General features: G+C 66.7%; 13 protein-coding genes and 1 pseudogene. All 14 read right to left on the bottom strand.

All coding sequences use genetic code 11. The features are described 5' to 3' along the window. Window positions 1–5: 5 nt before the first annotated feature. The 14 genes and pseudogenes from ACODRX_RS00815 to ACODRX_RS00750 all read right to left on the bottom strand — a co-directional run bounded on the left by ACODRX_RS00815 (window position 6) and on the right by ACODRX_RS00750 (window position 14,757). Window positions 6–986: a Bug family tripartite tricarboxylate transporter substrate binding protein gene (locus tag ACODRX_RS00815; RefSeq protein WP_488869051.1), complete on the bottom strand. Its 981-nt coding sequence runs from the start codon at window positions 984–986 to the stop codon at window positions 6–8. 44 nt (window positions 987–1,030) lie between these two features. Further along, window positions 1,031–2,251 carry a CaiB/BaiF CoA transferase family protein gene (locus ACODRX_RS00810; protein ID WP_488869049.1) on the bottom strand — a complete coding sequence of 407 codons (1,221 nt, stop codon included), beginning with the start codon at window positions 2,249–2,251 and terminating at the stop codon, window positions 1,031–1,033. A gap of 212 nt (window positions 2,252–2,463) precedes the next feature. After that, window positions 2,464–3,150, bottom strand: a complete 687-nt coding sequence (locus ACODRX_RS00805) for a 3-oxoacid CoA-transferase subunit B (protein ID WP_488869047.1) — start codon at window positions 3,148–3,150, stop codon at window positions 2,464–2,466. Next, window positions 3,147–3,839 carry a 3-oxoacid CoA-transferase subunit A gene (locus tag ACODRX_RS00800; protein WP_488869045.1) on the bottom strand — a complete coding sequence of 231 codons (693 nt, stop codon included), beginning with the start codon at window positions 3,837–3,839 and terminating at the stop codon, window positions 3,147–3,149. Before ACODRX_RS00800 ends, ACODRX_RS00805 begins: the two co-directional genes overlap by 4 nt. 13 nt (window positions 3,840–3,852) lie before the next feature. Next, window positions 3,853–5,979 (bottom strand): 3-hydroxyacyl-CoA dehydrogenase NAD-binding domain-containing protein, encoded by a 2,127-nt coding sequence (locus ACODRX_RS00795; RefSeq protein WP_488869043.1) that lies wholly within the window; start codon window positions 5,977–5,979, stop codon window positions 3,853–3,855. Beyond that, window positions 5,976–6,188, bottom strand: coding sequence for an acyl-CoA carboxylase biotin carboxyl carrier protein subunit (locus tag ACODRX_RS00790; protein WP_488869042.1), 213 nt, complete (start codon window positions 6,186–6,188; stop codon window positions 5,976–5,978). The genes ACODRX_RS00795 and ACODRX_RS00790 overlap by 4 nt, the downstream gene beginning before the upstream one ends. A 42-nt stretch (window positions 6,189–6,230) precedes the next feature. Beyond that, the gene (locus tag ACODRX_RS00785) at window positions 6,231–7,778 is read right to left on the bottom strand and encodes an acyl-CoA carboxylase subunit beta (RefSeq protein WP_488869040.1); all 1,548 of its coding nucleotides are present in this window, start codon (window positions 7,776–7,778) and stop codon (window positions 6,231–6,233) included. A 69-nt stretch (window positions 7,779–7,847) separates the two neighbouring features. Beyond that, window positions 7,848–8,834: a Bug family tripartite tricarboxylate transporter substrate binding protein gene (locus ACODRX_RS00780; RefSeq protein WP_488869038.1), complete on the bottom strand. Its 987-nt coding sequence runs from the start codon at window positions 8,832–8,834 to the stop codon at window positions 7,848–7,850. A gap of 251 nt (window positions 8,835–9,085) precedes the next feature. Then, the gene (locus ACODRX_RS00775; protein ID WP_488869036.1) at window positions 9,086–9,820 is read right to left on the bottom strand and encodes an IclR family transcriptional regulator; all 735 of its coding nucleotides are present in this window, start codon (window positions 9,818–9,820) and stop codon (window positions 9,086–9,088) included. A gap of 140 nt (window positions 9,821–9,960) precedes the next feature. Then, window positions 9,961–10,341, bottom strand: a complete 381-nt coding sequence (locus ACODRX_RS00770; RefSeq protein ID WP_488869254.1) for an NAD-binding protein — start codon at window positions 10,339–10,341, stop codon at window positions 9,961–9,963. A 30-nt stretch (window positions 10,342–10,371) separates the two neighbouring features. Beyond that, window positions 10,372–10,860: pseudogene (locus tag ACODRX_RS00765) on the bottom strand (NAD(P)-dependent oxidoreductase); the annotation flags it as partial. 25 nt (window positions 10,861–10,885) lie between these two features. Beyond that, complete coding sequence (locus ACODRX_RS00760; RefSeq protein ID WP_488869034.1) at window positions 10,886–12,364, bottom strand: aldehyde dehydrogenase; 1,479 nt, start codon at window positions 12,362–12,364, stop codon at window positions 10,886–10,888. Window positions 12,365–12,414: 50 nt separating this feature from the next. Next, window positions 12,415–13,431 (bottom strand): tripartite tricarboxylate transporter substrate binding protein, encoded by a 1,017-nt coding sequence (locus tag ACODRX_RS00755; RefSeq protein ID WP_488869032.1) that lies wholly within the window; start codon window positions 13,429–13,431, stop codon window positions 12,415–12,417. Window positions 13,432–13,725: 294 nt separating this feature from the next. Continuing rightward, on the bottom strand, window positions 13,726–14,757 hold the full coding sequence (locus tag ACODRX_RS00750) for an amidohydrolase family protein (RefSeq protein WP_488869030.1): 1,032 nt from the start codon (window positions 14,755–14,757) through the stop codon (window positions 13,726–13,728). Window positions 14,758–14,781 lie beyond the last annotated feature (24 nt).

Here is a 14,781-nt window from a genome sequence, read left to right as displayed (position 1 = left end):
CTGCGTCACTCCACGCTGATGTGGGCCGACTGGATCAACTCGCCCCACTTGAGGATTTCCGCATCGATGAAGCTGCTCCAGTCGGCCGCATTGCGGGCGTCGGGCAGCAGGCCGCGGGCGAGCATCTGCTCGCTCACCGCCGGGTCGTTGACGATGGCGCGCACGTCCTCGCCGATCTGGTCGATGACAGCCTGCGGCGTGCCCTTGGGCACGGCCAGGCCGCCCCAGCTCACTGCCTCGAAGCTCGGATAGCCGGATTCGGCGATCGTGGGAACCTGCGGCAGCTGTGGCATGCGCTGGGCGCTGGCGACCGCGATGGGGCGCAGGGTACCGGCCTTGATCTGCGGCAGCGCCGAGGCCACGCTGTCGAACAGCAGCCCGACCTGGCCGCCGAGCAGGTCCTGCATGGCCGGGCCGCTGCCCTTGTACGTTACCTTGATGACTTGCAGGCCGGCCCTGAAGCAGAACAATTCGGAAGAAAGATGCTGCGTGGTGCCCGGTGGGCCGCCAATGGCCATGGCCAGCTTGCCTGGCTCCTTGCGCGCCGCAGCCACGACGTCGGCCACCGAGTGGTAGGGCGAGGAGTTGCCCGCCACCAGCATGATGGGCCCCAGATAGATGCCGCCCACGGTATCGAAATCCTTGCGCGGGTCATAGGGCAGCTTGGGGTAGAGGCCAGGATTCATGGCCATGGTGGACGATGGCGCGACGATGATCGTGTACCCGTCCGGCGCTGCGCTCTTGCCCGCGACCATGGCGGGAATCCCGCTGCCGCCGGCACGGTTCTCCACCACCACTGCCTGTTTCCAGCGCTGGGCCAGTCTGTCGCTCAGCAGCCGAGCCGATATATCGAGCGCGTTGCCCGGCGGTGTCGGCACCAGGAGCTTGACCGGCCGCTCGGGCCAGGCCCGGGCCCATGCTGCGGCGGTGCCGAGCGGTGCGGCCAGCGCTGCCGCGCTGGCGCGCATGAAGCTGCGTCTTCTCATGGTTTGTCTCCTGGTGATGTGCAAGTTGGCTGAGGGGGACCGGATCACACGATGCCGCCGGCGCGCAGGGCTTCGAGTTCGTCGGCGTCTACACCGAGCAACTCCTGGAAAACCTGCCGGTTGTGCTCTCCCAGCGCCGCGCCCAGCCAGCGGATACCGCCTGGTGTGTCCGACAGTTTGGGAATGACGTTCTGCACAGCCACAGGGCCGACCCGCGAGGCAACGGTGGTGATGTTCTCGCGCAGCGCATATTGGGGGTCTTCGAAAATGTCGGCCACGCTGTAGAGCGTGGCGGCAGGCACGCCGCCGGCATCGCATTGCCGCAGCAGCTCGGCGCAGTCGATGGATGCGGCCCAGGATGCCACGCGGGCGTTGACGGCGGCGCGCTCGGCCAGGCGCCGCTCCACCGGGCCCCAGCGCTCGGGTGCCGCCAGCTCGGGTGCGCCCATGACGGCCGCCAGGCGCGCGAATATCTTGTCATTGGTGCATGCAATGGCCACCCACTTCTCGTCGCGGGTCTGGTAGTGGCTGTGCGGTACGACGTTCACCGTATCTGCGCCTTGCCGTTCGCGCACGATGCCGGTCTGCTGGTAGACGGGAACCATTTCGTCGAGCACGCGGAACATGGACTCGTACAGGGCCAGGTCGATCATCTGTCCCTGGCCCGTGCGCTCGCGCGCACGCAGGGCCAGCAGCACGCCGATGGCCCCATACAGGCCCGAGCCATAGTCTGCGAGCGAAGTGGAGCCGGGAGTCACCGGGATGCGGCCCGGTTCGCCGGCGAGATAGGCCAGGCCCGAGAAAGCATGGGCAACCCGGGCAAATCCGGGTCTGCCGCGGTAAGGGCCCTCCTGGCCATAGGCGGAAATGCGCACCAGGATGGCGCGTGGATTGAGCCGCTGGACTTCTTCCCAGGACAGGCCCCAACGCTCCAGCACGCCAGGCCGGTAGTTCTCCACGATCACATCGCTGCAGGCCACCAGGCGCTTGAGAAGGTCCTGCCCCTGGGGGGTGCGCAGGTTGAGCGTCACGCACTTCTTGTTGCGGCTCTCGTTGAGCCACATCAAGGTATCGCCGCAGGCGGTGCGGGTACCGAAACGCCGCAGCGAGTCTCCGGTTTCGGGCGGCTCGACCTTGATGACTTCGGCGCCGAACTCCGCCAGCACGGTGGTGCAGAAGGGGCCGGCCACGAAGGTGCCAAGATCGAGAACCCGGATGCCGTCCAACGCCTGCACCCGATGCCGCGGGAGTGTCTGCTCTGCCATGTACCCTGCCTTTTTTCCATGGATATGCGATGGAAAAAATTCTAGGCAGAGCGGCAAATGTAATCCAATGAAATCACATGAAGAGTTTTATCAAGGACGCTGAAGAAGGCCTCGATCACCGGGCAGCAGGCGAGCGCTCGGGACCTGGGTTCAGTGGGCGTGGAGCGCTCCTTCTTGGAGATTGTCTGTTTGAGGGATAGCCATCTACATTCCTACAAGGTGGTTGCCCCGCCCGGGGCGCTGTCTTGCCGCAGCGGCGCCCCGGTCATTGCCTGCAGCGCCTCGAGGCTCAGGCCGGGCACCATGGAGCGCACGAGCAGGCCTTGGGGTGTCACGTCGATCACCGCGCAGTCGGTGTAGACGCGGTCCACGACACCCGCACCGGTGAGCGGGTAGCTGCACTCTGCGACGATCTTGGGCTGGCCGTCCCTGGTGGTGTGCTCCATCACCACGACCACTTGCTTGGCGCCCGCCACCAGGTCCATCGCGCCGCCTACCGCAGGGATGGCATCGGCGGCGCCCGTATCCCAGTTTGCCAAGTCGCCCTGGGCGGAGACCTGGAAGGCGCCGAGCACCGAGATGTCGATGTGGCCGCCGCGCATCATCGCGAACGACAGGCTGTGGTCGCAGATCGATGCGCCGGGCAGCAGCGTCACCGGCTCCTTGCTGGCATTGAGCAGACTGGGGTCCACGCTGCCGTCGGCAGGGCCGGGGCCCATGCCGAGGATGCCGTTCTCGCTGTGCAGTATCACGTCGCGCCCCTGGGGCAGGCATTTGGAGATCAGCGTGGGAATGCCTATGCCCAGGTTCACATAGCAGCCGTCGGGAAAGTCATTGGCCACCATGCGCGCCATTTCCTCGCGGCTCAGGCGCTTGAATGCGGCGGTGGTATCGGTCATGGCGTTGCTCCTGGTGCGAGCTGCACGATGCGTTGCACGAAGATGCCGGGCAGCATCACGTTCTGGGGCTCCAGCGCACCCAAGGGCAGTACCTCGTCGACCTGCGCCACCGCGGTTTTCGATGCCATGCACATTACCGGGCCGAAGTTGCGCTCGGCATTGCGGAACATGAGGTTGCCCCAGGCATCGGCGCTTTGCGCCTTCACGAACGCGAAGTCGCCGTGCAGCGGGTTTTCCAGCACATAGCCCACGCCATCGATCACGCGGGTTTCCTTGCCCGCGGCCAGCGAGGTACCGTAGGAGGTGGGGGTGAAAAACGGCCCCAGGCCCGAGCCGGCGGCGCGCATGCGCTCGGCCATGGTGCCTTGCGGCACGCATTCGAGCTCGATGCGGCCAGCCCGGTACCACGCGGCAAAGGCCTCGGCATTGGGCTGCTTGGGGTTGGAGTTGCGCGCGAAGGAGCAGACCATGCGGCGCACCCGGCCGCCTTCGATGAGCTGGCTCAGGCCGTATCTGCCGTTGCCCGCGTTGTTGTTGACGATGGTGAGCTCGCGCGCGCCCTGGTCCAGCAGAGCGCAGACCAGCTCGGTGGGCACGCCCGAGATGCCAAAGCCGCCGATCATGATGGTGGCCCCATCGTGCACGTCGCGCACGGCGTGGTGTACGGAATCAACAAGCTTGTTCAGCATGCCGGCACTCCTGTCATGCGGGGTTGGCGGGGGCTTCGTAGGTGGAAATGGGCTGGCCTTTGGCCACAAGCTTTTCCAGCAGCGGCGCGGGTGTCCAGAGCTCGCCGTGCGCGCGGTGGAATTCACGGATGCGCTCCAGCACCTGGGGCAGGCCCACGGTGTCGGCATGGAACAGCGGGCCGCCGCGTCCTGCGGGGAAGCCGTAGCCGTTCACATAGATCAGGTCGATGTCGCTGGCGCGCTGCGCGATGCCGTCGTCCAGGATGCGGGCCGCTTCGTTGACCAGCGCGTACATGGTGCGCTCGATGATCTCTTCGTCGCTGATGGGGCGGCGCTCGATGCCGGAGGCTTGGGCGCAGGCCTTGATGATGTCCTCGACCTCGGGGTCGGGTATGGGCGCGCGGCTGCCGGCCTCGTAGCGGTAGAAGCCCGCGCCGGTCTTTTGCCCCAGCCTGCCGGATTCGCACAGGCGGTCGGCGATGTGGCAATAGCGGATATGGCGGGGGCGCGTGGGCGCCTGGCGCTTGCGCGCCGCCCAGCTGATATCGAGGCCCGCCATGTCCCCCATGCGCAGCGGGCCCATCGCCAGGCCAAAGCGCTCCAGCGCCTGGTCCACCTGCTGGGGCGTGGCGCCTTCTTCCAGCAGGAAATGCGCTTCGCGCGTGTAGGGGCTTACCATGCGGTTGCCGACGAAGCCATCGCAGACGCCGACCACCGCCGCCACCTTGCCAATCTGCTTGGCCACCTGCAGCGCGGTGGCCAGCACCTCGGGCGCGGTGGCCCTGCCGCGTACGATCTCCAGCAGCTTCATCACGTTCGCGGGGCTGAAGAAGTGCAGTCCCAGCACATCTTGCGGCCGGCCGGTGACGGCCGCGATGTCGTTGATGTCCAGGCGCGAGGTGTTGGTGGCCAGAATGGCGCCCGGGCGGGCGATCTGGTCGAGCTGCTTGAATAGCGCGTGCTTGACGGCGATGTCCTCGAAGGCCGCTTCGATGATGAGGTCGGCGCTGGCCAGCTGCTGCATGTCCGTGCTGCCCTGGATGCGCTGCATGCGGGCTTGCGCCTGCTCGGCATCGAGCTTGCCTTTGCTGACCGTGGCCGCATAGTTGCGCTCGATGCCGGCGAGGCCGCGGCGCAGGTTTGCATCGGCCAGCTCTACCAGCGTGACCGGATAGCCCGCATTGGCGAAGGCCATGGAGATGCCGGTGCCCATGGTGCCGGCGCCGATCACGCCCACGCGCTGCATGCGGCGCAGCTGCGCTTGCTGCGCATCGGCGGGAGGCCGGGCGGCTTTGCGCTGGGCAAAGAACAGGTGGCGGATGGCCTTGGATTGCGTGCCATTGACCAGCGCCAGGAAGCGTTCGCGCTCGAAGCGCAGGCCTTGCTCGAAGCTGCTGTGCGTGGCCGCTTCCACGCAGGCGATGCATTGCAGCGGCGCGTCCATGCCGCGCGCAGCCTTGCGGGCGTTGGCGCGGGCCTTCTCAAACAGCTCGGCGGCGTGTTCCGGAACCTTGAGCGGGAGCTGGCCGGTGGCGCGCAGCGCGGTGGCGGGCGCCAGCTTGGCGGCAAAGGCGACGGCGTTGGCAAGCAAGTCGCCGTCGAACAGTGCGTCCAGTACGCCAGCTGCAAGCGCGGCCGTGGCCGTGACCATCTTGCCGCTGACGATCCAGTCGAGGGCCGTCTCCACGCCGGCCAGGCGCGGCAGGCGTTGCGTGCCGCCGCCACCCGGCAGCAGGCCGAGCTTGACTTCAGGCAGCGCGATGCTGGCACCGGATTCGGCTACGCGCCAGTGGCAGCCCAGCGCCAGCTCCAGGCCGCCGCCCAGCGCCGCGCCGTGGATGGCGGCCACGACGGGCTTGGCCAGATGCTCGATGCGCCAGATCAGCTGCGGCGTGGTCGGCTCGGCGCTGCCCTGGGGCGTGTTGAACTCCCGGATATCGGCGCCACCCGAGAACATGCGCCCCTCGCCGGCGATGACGACGGCATCGATCCCGGGGTCTGCCACGGCCGCATCCAGCCCTTGGCTCAGCTGTTGGCGCAAGGCAAAGGAGATGCCGTTAACGGGTGGGTTGGACCATTGGATGACGGCCACGTGCCCGTGGCGCTGAAATGGCTCGCGGTTGACCGTGGCGTTGCTCATTGCAGCTCCACCAGGGCCTGGCCTTCGGTGACCTCATCGCCTTCGGCGACGAGAAAGCGCACGATCGTGCCCGAGCCTTCGGCCTCGACGGGGATTTCCATCTTCATCGATTCGATGATGAGCAGCGGATCGCCCGCGGCAACCGTGGATTGCGGCTCGACGCAAAGCGCCGCGATACAGCCGGAGAGGGGAGAGTGGATGGTCGGCATAAGGAGTTCCCGATAGTGTTGGTTGGGCAGGGCCGGGGGGCTTCAGGGGCGGTAGCCGAAGCGCGCGGCTCCCGGCCGGCGCAGCGGCGCCGCGATGTTGGCGAATTCAACGAGTGCGGCGCGCGTGTCGGCCGGATCGATGATGTCTTCGACCACGAAGGCTTCCGCGCTGCGAAAGGGCGAGGTGAGGCTGCGCACGCGCCTTTCGATGCCTTGCCGTGCGGCTTCGGGATCGCTGGCGGCTTCGATCTCGGCCTTGTAGGCCACTTCAAGGCCGCCCTCTATGGGCAGCGAGCCCCATTGGGCGGAAGGCCAGGCGTAGCGGAAGTTGAAGCGGTCTGCATTCTGGTGGCCGCCTCCCGCCACGCCAAAGGCCTTGCGGATGATGATGCTGCACCATGGCACGGTGCTTTGTGCGATCGCGGTGAGTGCGCGTACGCCCGCGCGCATGACGCCTTCCTTCTCCGCCTCCAGGCCGATGCGAAAGCCCGGCACGTCCACCAGGTTGACTACCGGCAGATGGAACTGCTCGGCCAGGTCGACCATGCGCATGTATTTTTCCGTGGTCTGCCGATCCCAGGCGCCGCCGTAGTGATAGGGGTCGCTGGCGACGATGACCACGGGCCAGCCGTCGATGCGCGCCAGCCCGGCGGCGATGGCCTTGCCCCAGTGGCGGCCGATCTCCATGAAGGAGCCTTGGTCCATCAGGGTTTCCACGATGCCGCGAATCTTGTAGACCGCCCGCGTGTTCTCGGGAATCGCGCTGCGCAGCGCCTGCTGGTTTTGCACGGCTTCGCGCCCCGCCTCGGCGCGAGGCGGGAGCTCATGGACCGACGAAGGCAGATACGACAGAAAGCGCCGCGCGCGGGCGAAGGCATCCGCCTCGGATTCGGCCTCGTCGTCGACCACGCCGTTGCGGGCATGGATCTGGCTGCCGCCGAGATCGTTCTTGTCGATGTTCTGGCCGGTGCGCGCCACCACTGGCGGGCCGGCGACGAAGAGCTGGGCCGTATCGCGCACCATCACCGAGTAGTGGCTTGCCGAGACGCGCGCCGCGCCCAGGCCCGCCACCGAGCCAAGCCCCAGGCCGACCACCGGAACCGTGGCCAGGTTGCGCGCGATATAGGGCCATGACTTGAGCTTGGGCAGCAGCGTGTGGCCCTTGAGTTCGATGTTCTTGACCGAGCCGCCGCCGCCGGTGCCGTCCACCAGCCGCACCAGCGGGATGCGCAGCTCGTGCGCCATCTGCTCGGCCACGATCATCTTGTCGCCGACGGCGCCATCGTTGGCGCCGCCGCGCACGGTGAAGTCATCGCCCATCACCACGGCGGGCCGGCCCTCGATGCGCGCGCGGCCCATGATGAGGTTGGACGGCGTGAAGCCGGCCAGCTCGCCACTCCCGTCGTAGCTGCCACTGCCGGCAAGACCGCCCACTTCGCGGAACGATCCGTCGTCCACCAGCGCCGCGATGCGCTCGCGCACCGGCAGCTTGCCCGCATCGCGGTGCCGCTTGAGTTTCTCCGGGCCGCCCATGCGTTGCGACAGCTCTGTTCTCTGCGCGAGTTCTGCGAGTTCTTTTTCCCAAGCCACCTTGTGTTGCTCCCTTGATTCATGAATTGCCGTATGGCGCCTTCGCCCGCCGGGGGCGCGAGCGCGGCGCTATTGCAGCGTGATGTTGGCCTTGCGGATGATGTCGGCGTACTGCGCGGTTTCGGACTGGATCTGCGCCTCGAATGCCTGCGGGCCGAGCATGCGGATATTTCCCTGCTGCGCGAGCCTGGCCTTGACTTCGGGGTCGTTTTGCGCACCGGCGATCAGCTCGGACAGCGCCTTGACCACGGCCGGCGGGGTTTGCGCGGGCGCGAGCGCACCGACCCAGAAGGAGATGTCGAAGCCGGGGTAGCCGGATTCGGTAATCGTGGGCACGTCGGGCAGCTCGTGCCAGCGCTGGGCAGAGGTCACGGCGATGGCCCGCATCTGGCCCGCCTTGATCTTGGGTACGGCTGACGGGTTGTCGAAGGCGGAATCGACCTCGCCGCTCATCACCGCGACCTGCGCGGGCGCGGAGCCGCGGTAGGCCACATGCGTCATCTTCACGCCGGCCATGCCGCCGAGCAGTTCGTAGCTGAGCTGGGTGAGGTTGCCCACGCCCGCCGAGCCGTACGAGTACGCGCCGGGCCTGGCCTTGGCCAGGTCGATGATGGTCTTGAGGTCGGGCGCCGTGCCGATGGGCGGCTTTTGCGGATTGACGGTGAGGATGAAGGGCACCGACACCATCAGATTCACTGGCGCGAAGTCCTTCACTTCGTAGCTCATTTTTTTGTAGAGCGAAGGGTTGACCGTGATCGTGCTGGAGTTGCTGACGAGAACCGTGTAGCCATCGGGCTGGGCGCGGGCGACCTCCGTGGCTGCCAGCATGCCGTTGGCGCCCGTGCGGTTGTCCACCACCACAGCCTGGCCTGTCCTGGCTGTGATGTACTGCCCGACGATCCGGGCGACGGTGTCGATGGAGCTGCCGGCGCTGAAGCCCACGACGAACCGGATCGGCTTGCCGGGATAGCTTGGCGCCTGTGCCCAGGCCGCGCCTGCCGCCATGCAGGCCGCGGCGGCAACGGTGGCCAGAAAGAGAGGCTTGGAAGGCTTCACTGCGTTTGTCTCCTGTGCTTGGAACGGGAATGGAATTTCTTAATGTTCTGTTATGCAGAACTTTTGTTCTCTTTTTTAGTTTTGAGGAGAAACGGGCGAAAGTCAACCGTCAAGCGGGGGGACAAACCCTGAATCGGGCATCCGGGATGAAGCGGGCATGGCGCTGCCGGCGCCACCCGCGATCCGGGGTACGCCAGGGATTCGTGCTGGTTGGCGCGGGTTGGGTGCTGGGTGGCCGGCGAAGCGGCCGGCTACTGCTGCGGCCAGGCGCCGCCCATGGCCTCGGTGGCGCGTTCGCAGGCGGCGAGCAGCAGGGCGCTCATTCGCTCCACTGCGGCGGGCGAGAAGCGCTCCAGCGGCCCTGACAGCGACAGCGCGCCGAGCAGCATGTTGTTGGGCCCGAAGACCGGGGCCGCAACGGCGCCGCACAAGGGGTCGCGCTCGCCGAAAGAGGTGAAGACGAACTGGCTTTGGGGGGTGAATTCCGGCGTCTCGAACGCATAGGCCTGCAATACCTTGCCCGCTGCGCCGCGGCGCAGCGGCAGCACGTCGCCGACCCGGACGCGGTCCAGCGTCGAGTGCCCCGAGTCCTGGCGGAACAGGCAGAGCCGGCTGTCCGCTCCGTGCAGGATATGGAACGAGGGGCTCTCGGTGCCATGGTCCACCAGCCACTGCAAAATGGGCGTGAGGCTCTCGCGCAGGCCGTTGGAAGCGTCGAAGGCCCGCCCGAAAAGAAACGCGAGCGAGCCCAGCGTATAGCGCCTGTCCGTTCGGCGCATCACCAGGTTGGAGCGTTCGAGCGAGGTCAGCAGGCGCAGCAGCGTGCTTTTGTAGAAGCCCGTGGCCTGTGACAGCTCCGACAGGGTCATCGGCGTCGCCGTGCGCGCAAGGACGCTGGCAACGGACAGGGCCCGGTCCACGGCGGCAACGCCTCCGCCGTCCCCAAATGATTGCTCAGATGGCTCGGTGGGGTCAGCTTGGGGCATGGTCGACGGCATTCATTGAAAAGGCTGGAGGGCCGGCATCCCCCGCGTGCCGGGGGCGGCGCTCCAGAGAGCGAATGAATGTTATCGCAAGTTTGCACCTCGCCGGCGCAGATCGGCCGCGGCGGCTTGCCGCCCGTGCCCTATGCCGGCCTGGGGCTGCTTTCGAACACCAGGCTGATCGCCGGGGCGTACTTGTCGCCGTGGCCCGCGTCGATGGCCTTTTGCAGGGTGTCCATCAGGTTGCGCGCGCCGCTGGGCTCCACGCCGACCTGCTCGCCCAGCGCCACGGCATAGGAAATGTCTTTTTTTGCATAGGTGACCGGGAAGGCCTTCTGCGGGAAATGCTGCGGTGCAATGGCCTTCATGCCATGGTTGCGCAGGGCGAAGCTGTCGGCCGATCCGGTGGAGAAGGCCTGGAACAGCACCTCGGGTTGGACGCCGGCGCGCCGGCCTATGGCGGCGGCCTCGGAAAGCGCCAGCACGGTCTCGTAGAGGACCATGTTGTTCAGTATCTTGACCACCTGGCCGGCGCTGACGCCGCCCGCATGGGTGACGTCGGAGGCAAAGCTGCGGATGAAGGCTTCGATCCGCGCGAAAACCTCCGGGCTGGCCCCCACGGGCACGGCCAGGGTGCCGGCCTCCGCGGCGGCGCGCGTGCGCATGACGGGGGCGTCGGCAAAGTGGATGCCCCTGGCCTGCAGCATCTCGGCCACGGCCAGGGTGACATCGACTGAAGAGGTGCTCAGGTCCACGACGGTGGAGCCGGCGGACAGTTGCTGCGCCAGACCCGCGGGGCCGGCCACCACCTGCTGCATGACCTCTCCCGAAGGCAGGGAGAGGAATACGATGTTCGCCTGTTGTGCCAGTTCGGCCATGCTGACCGAGCGCACTCCGTGCTCGGCCAGGCGGCTCAGCGGCTCGGTGTTCAGATCGGATGCGATTACCTGCGCGCCGCTTTTGGTGGCGATATGCCGGCAGATGGGCTCGCCCATCACGCCAACGCCAATGAAACCTACGATGGGTTGCTGCATGTCTTTTCCTTGCTGTCGTCTTGCGGGGGGCTGTTCAGCCTGGCATGTTGGCGGGGTTCATGCTCCAGTAGATGCCCTTGCTTTGTTGGTACAGGCGCATGCCGGTCGCGCCCTTTTCCCGGCCGATGCCGCTTTCCTTGAAGCCGCCGAACGGGGTGGCGATGGAGAGCTGCTTGTAGGTGTTGATCCACACCAGCCCAGCCTCAAGGGCGCGTGCGATGCGCCATGCGCGCTGGTAGTTGGCTGTCCAGATGCCGGAGGCCAGGCCGAAGGCGGTGTCATTGGCCTGGGCGATCAGGTCTTCTTCATTGTCGAAAGGCAGCACGCACAGCACGGGGCCGAAGATTTCCTCGCGCACCGCGGTCGCGCGGTTGTCCAGGCCGGCGATGACGGTGGGCCGGTAGAAGGCGCCTGCTGCCAGGTGCGCTTGCTCGGGGCGGGCGCCGCCGGCAAGTATGTCGCCGCCCTCGCGGCGGGCGCTGTCCACGATGGCTTCGATGCGCTCGCGGTGCTTGAAGCCGGCCACGGGGCCCATCTGGGCGCCCGGCGCATCGGGCAGGTCGACGCGCAAGGTGTTGGCGCGCTCCACCAGCATCTGCAAGACCTTGTCGAGCACCTTGCGGTGCACGAACAGCCGGGAGCCGGCCACGCAGGACTGGCCACTGCCCTCGAAGATGCCGTCCACCACGCCATGGATGGCGGCGTCGAGGTTGGCATCGTCGAAGATGATGTGCGGCGACTTGCCGCCCAGCTCCAGGGCGACGGGGATCAGGCGCTGCGCGGCCACGGCGGCGATATTGCGCCCGGTCTGCGTGCCGCCAGTGAAGGACACCATGCGCACGCCGGGGTGGTGGATGATGGCATTGCCGGTGACCGCGCCGCTGCCGGGCAGCACATTCAGAATGCCCGGCGGCAGGCCGGCCTCCAGTGCGATGCGGGCGACGGCCAGGCCCACGCTGGGCGTGACCTCGGATGGCTTGAGCAGCACCGCATTGCCCGCGGCCAGCGCGGGCGCGATCTTCTGCGCCTCCATGGTCATGGGCGAATTCCAGGGGGTGATGGCCGCCACGACGCCGTAGGGCTCATAGGCGGTCATGCTGAGGTAGTCGCCACGCGACGGCGTGACTTCTGCGCCCAGTGTCTCGCAGACGGCGGCGTAGTAGCGATAGGTCGATGCGGCCCCCGCGACTTGCGCCTTGCACTCGCTCAGGACCTTGCCGTTTTCGATCATCTGCAGATGCGCCAGCTCGTTCGAACGGGCCAGGATGCCATCGGAGATACGGCCAAGAATCTGCGCCCGGACATGGGGCAGCATGCCGCGCCACGACGCAGCGGCTGCCGCGTCGCGGGCGGCCGAGACGGCCGCGTCGACATGCGCCGCGCTGGCCGTGGTGACACGGCAGTTGGTGCCGCCATTGGCGGGGTTGATGGAGTCCAGTGCATTTTCCTCACTGGCGATCCACTGATCGCCGATGAGCATAGGCTTGAGTTCGGTCGTCTGTTCCATGGGCATGATGGAGTCTCTATCTCGTTGCAAGGAATGGGGCGCGGCAGGCTCGGCGCTCAATTGATGACGGCGCCGGACTGTTTCACGATGTCCTGCCATTTACGGAATTCGGCCTGCATGAAGGTGTCGAATTCAGCGGGAGTGCTGGACACCACTTCACCGCCAAGATCGGTGAGCCTGGCTCTGAGGTCCGGCTGGTCCACCACGGCGCGTATATCGCCCGAAATGCGCTCGCGCAGTGCCGCAGGCAGCGCCGCCGGGGCCAGAACGCCAAACCAGGTGGCCGCTTCGAAGTTCTTGAGGCCTAGCTCGGCGAAGGTGGGAATCGCCGGCACCTTCTCGATCCGCTTGCCATTGGCCAGCGCAATGGCCTTGAGCTTGCCCGACGCGATGTGCGGCAGCACCACCGTCAAGGTGGCGAACATGGCATCGACCGAGCCGCCCATGAGATCGGTGATGGCGGGTGCATCGCCTTTGTAGGGCACATGCACCATCTGCGTCTTCATGGCGGCATTGAACATCTCGCCCGTGAGGTGCTGGGCGGTGCCGTTGCCGGGGGATGCAAAGGAAACCTTGTCGGGATTCGCCTGCACATAGCGGGTGAATTCGTCGAGCGTCCTGGCGTTGAGGCTGGGCCGCACCACGAGCACCAGCGGCACCTTGGCAATCAGCGTCAGCGGCGCGAAGTCCTTGAGCGGGTCGTAGCCGAGCTTCTTGTACAGCAGGCCGCTGATCGTGTGCGCCGAGGTGGTCATGTAGAGCACATGCCCGTCGCCCGGCGCGCGCGCCACCTGGGCCGCGGCCAGCGTGGTGCCCGCGCCGGGCTTGTTGTCGACCACGATGGCCTGCCCCCAGCGGGCAGCCAGTTTGTCGACGACGGCCCGGGCCACGATGTCGGTGGCGCCGCCCGCCGCATAGGGCACCACGAGCCGAACGGTGTCGGTCGGGAATTTCGCAGCCTGGGCAAGCGCCGCGCCCGGTGCGAGTGCAGCCAGCAGCATGCTGCCGAGCGCCTGCCGGCGATTGAGCGCTGGATTGAGCGCTGCTGCGAAGGGGCTCTCTGGTGGGGTCATTTCTACGGGTCTCCTGGGTGCTGTGTGCTTGAACGGCCGGTCGGGATACGTGAGCGATTCCCTGCCTGCCGACATGAGGCCTTGGGCCGATAGGTATAAAAATTCTTTCAAACAGAACAAAAGTTCTGTCTGTAAGAATAATTTGTGAGAAGCCACATGTCAAATGAAAAAAATAGGAGGTGAACGCCCCTTGGGGACGAAGGCGGGCGCGGCCGGCTATGCGTCCGTCGGGGCGGCGGAAATCTGTGGCTCGGGATGGCAGGGCGGGCGCCATCCCTGCGGCTTAGAGCCTGTTCACAGCCGGTAAAAGCTTGCTGCGGTGTCGCGGTAGAGCAGCCGCTTCTCGTCGGCCGACATGCCGGCTGTGATGCGCTTGAACGTGTTCCACAGCACCTGGTAGCTGCACGTGCCCTTGTCCACGGGGAAGTTGCTCTCGAACATGCAGCGGTGCGGGCCAAAGAGGTCGATGCAGGTGAGGATGTACGGCTTCCAGGCCTGTGCCAGTTCGGCGGAGCTTGGTGGCCGGGCCTGCTCGTGGAACGGGAAGCCGAATACGCTCATGCCCATGCCGCCGAGCTTGATGGATACATTGGGCAGCTGGGCAATGCGCTGCAGCTGCCTTTTCCACTCGGCAAACACGGCGTCGCGCTGCCCCGCATAGGGGCCTACGCCCAGCGGCACGCCAATATGGTCGATCACGATAGCCGTTTCGGGAAATGCCGCGGCCAGGTCGGCGAGTTCATCCAGCTGGGTGTGGTAGGCCCACGAGTCAAAGCTCAGCCCGAACTGGGCCAGCTTGGCAAAGCCTGCGCGGAAACGGGGGCTGAGGTAGACATGCAGCGGCGGTGGATGCATCACCCCGTACTGGAATTGCCCGTGCGCGGCCGCGTGGCAGCGGATGCCGCGAAAGCGGCCGGCGCCAGCCTCGAGCTGCGCCGCCAGCACCTCTTCGACCTGTGCGCCCAGAGACAGCTGCGCAAAGCCGACGATGCCGGCGCAGATCTGCGTTGCGTCCTGCAGGCGATTGGCCTGGCTGGCAATCTGCACCACGCGCTCGGTTTCTCCTACCGGCCGCAGCTGCTCGGGGCCGCCATCGCGGTAGGCGAAGCCGACCTGGATGAATACGGTCGATTCGATGCGGTGGCCCGAGCCCAGGTCGGCCAGCAAATCATCCGCCAGGTAGCCGCCCCAGTGGTGGTCGGCGAGGTGGTGGTGCGGGTCGATGATGGGCAGCGCAGGCTCCAACGCGGCTTCGGTGTGCCGGGCCAGCCAGTCGGGGCGCACTTCGGCGCGGGCGATGATGGGAAGCGGGCGGTTGTTGCTCATGGGGTGGCCTCATGCAGGTCGAGT

It is taken from the genome of Comamonas sp. FG99 (assembly GCF_057808605.1).
The sequence above is the reverse complement of the archived record's forward strand: the minus strand, read 5'-3'. Positions and strand labels throughout refer to the sequence as shown.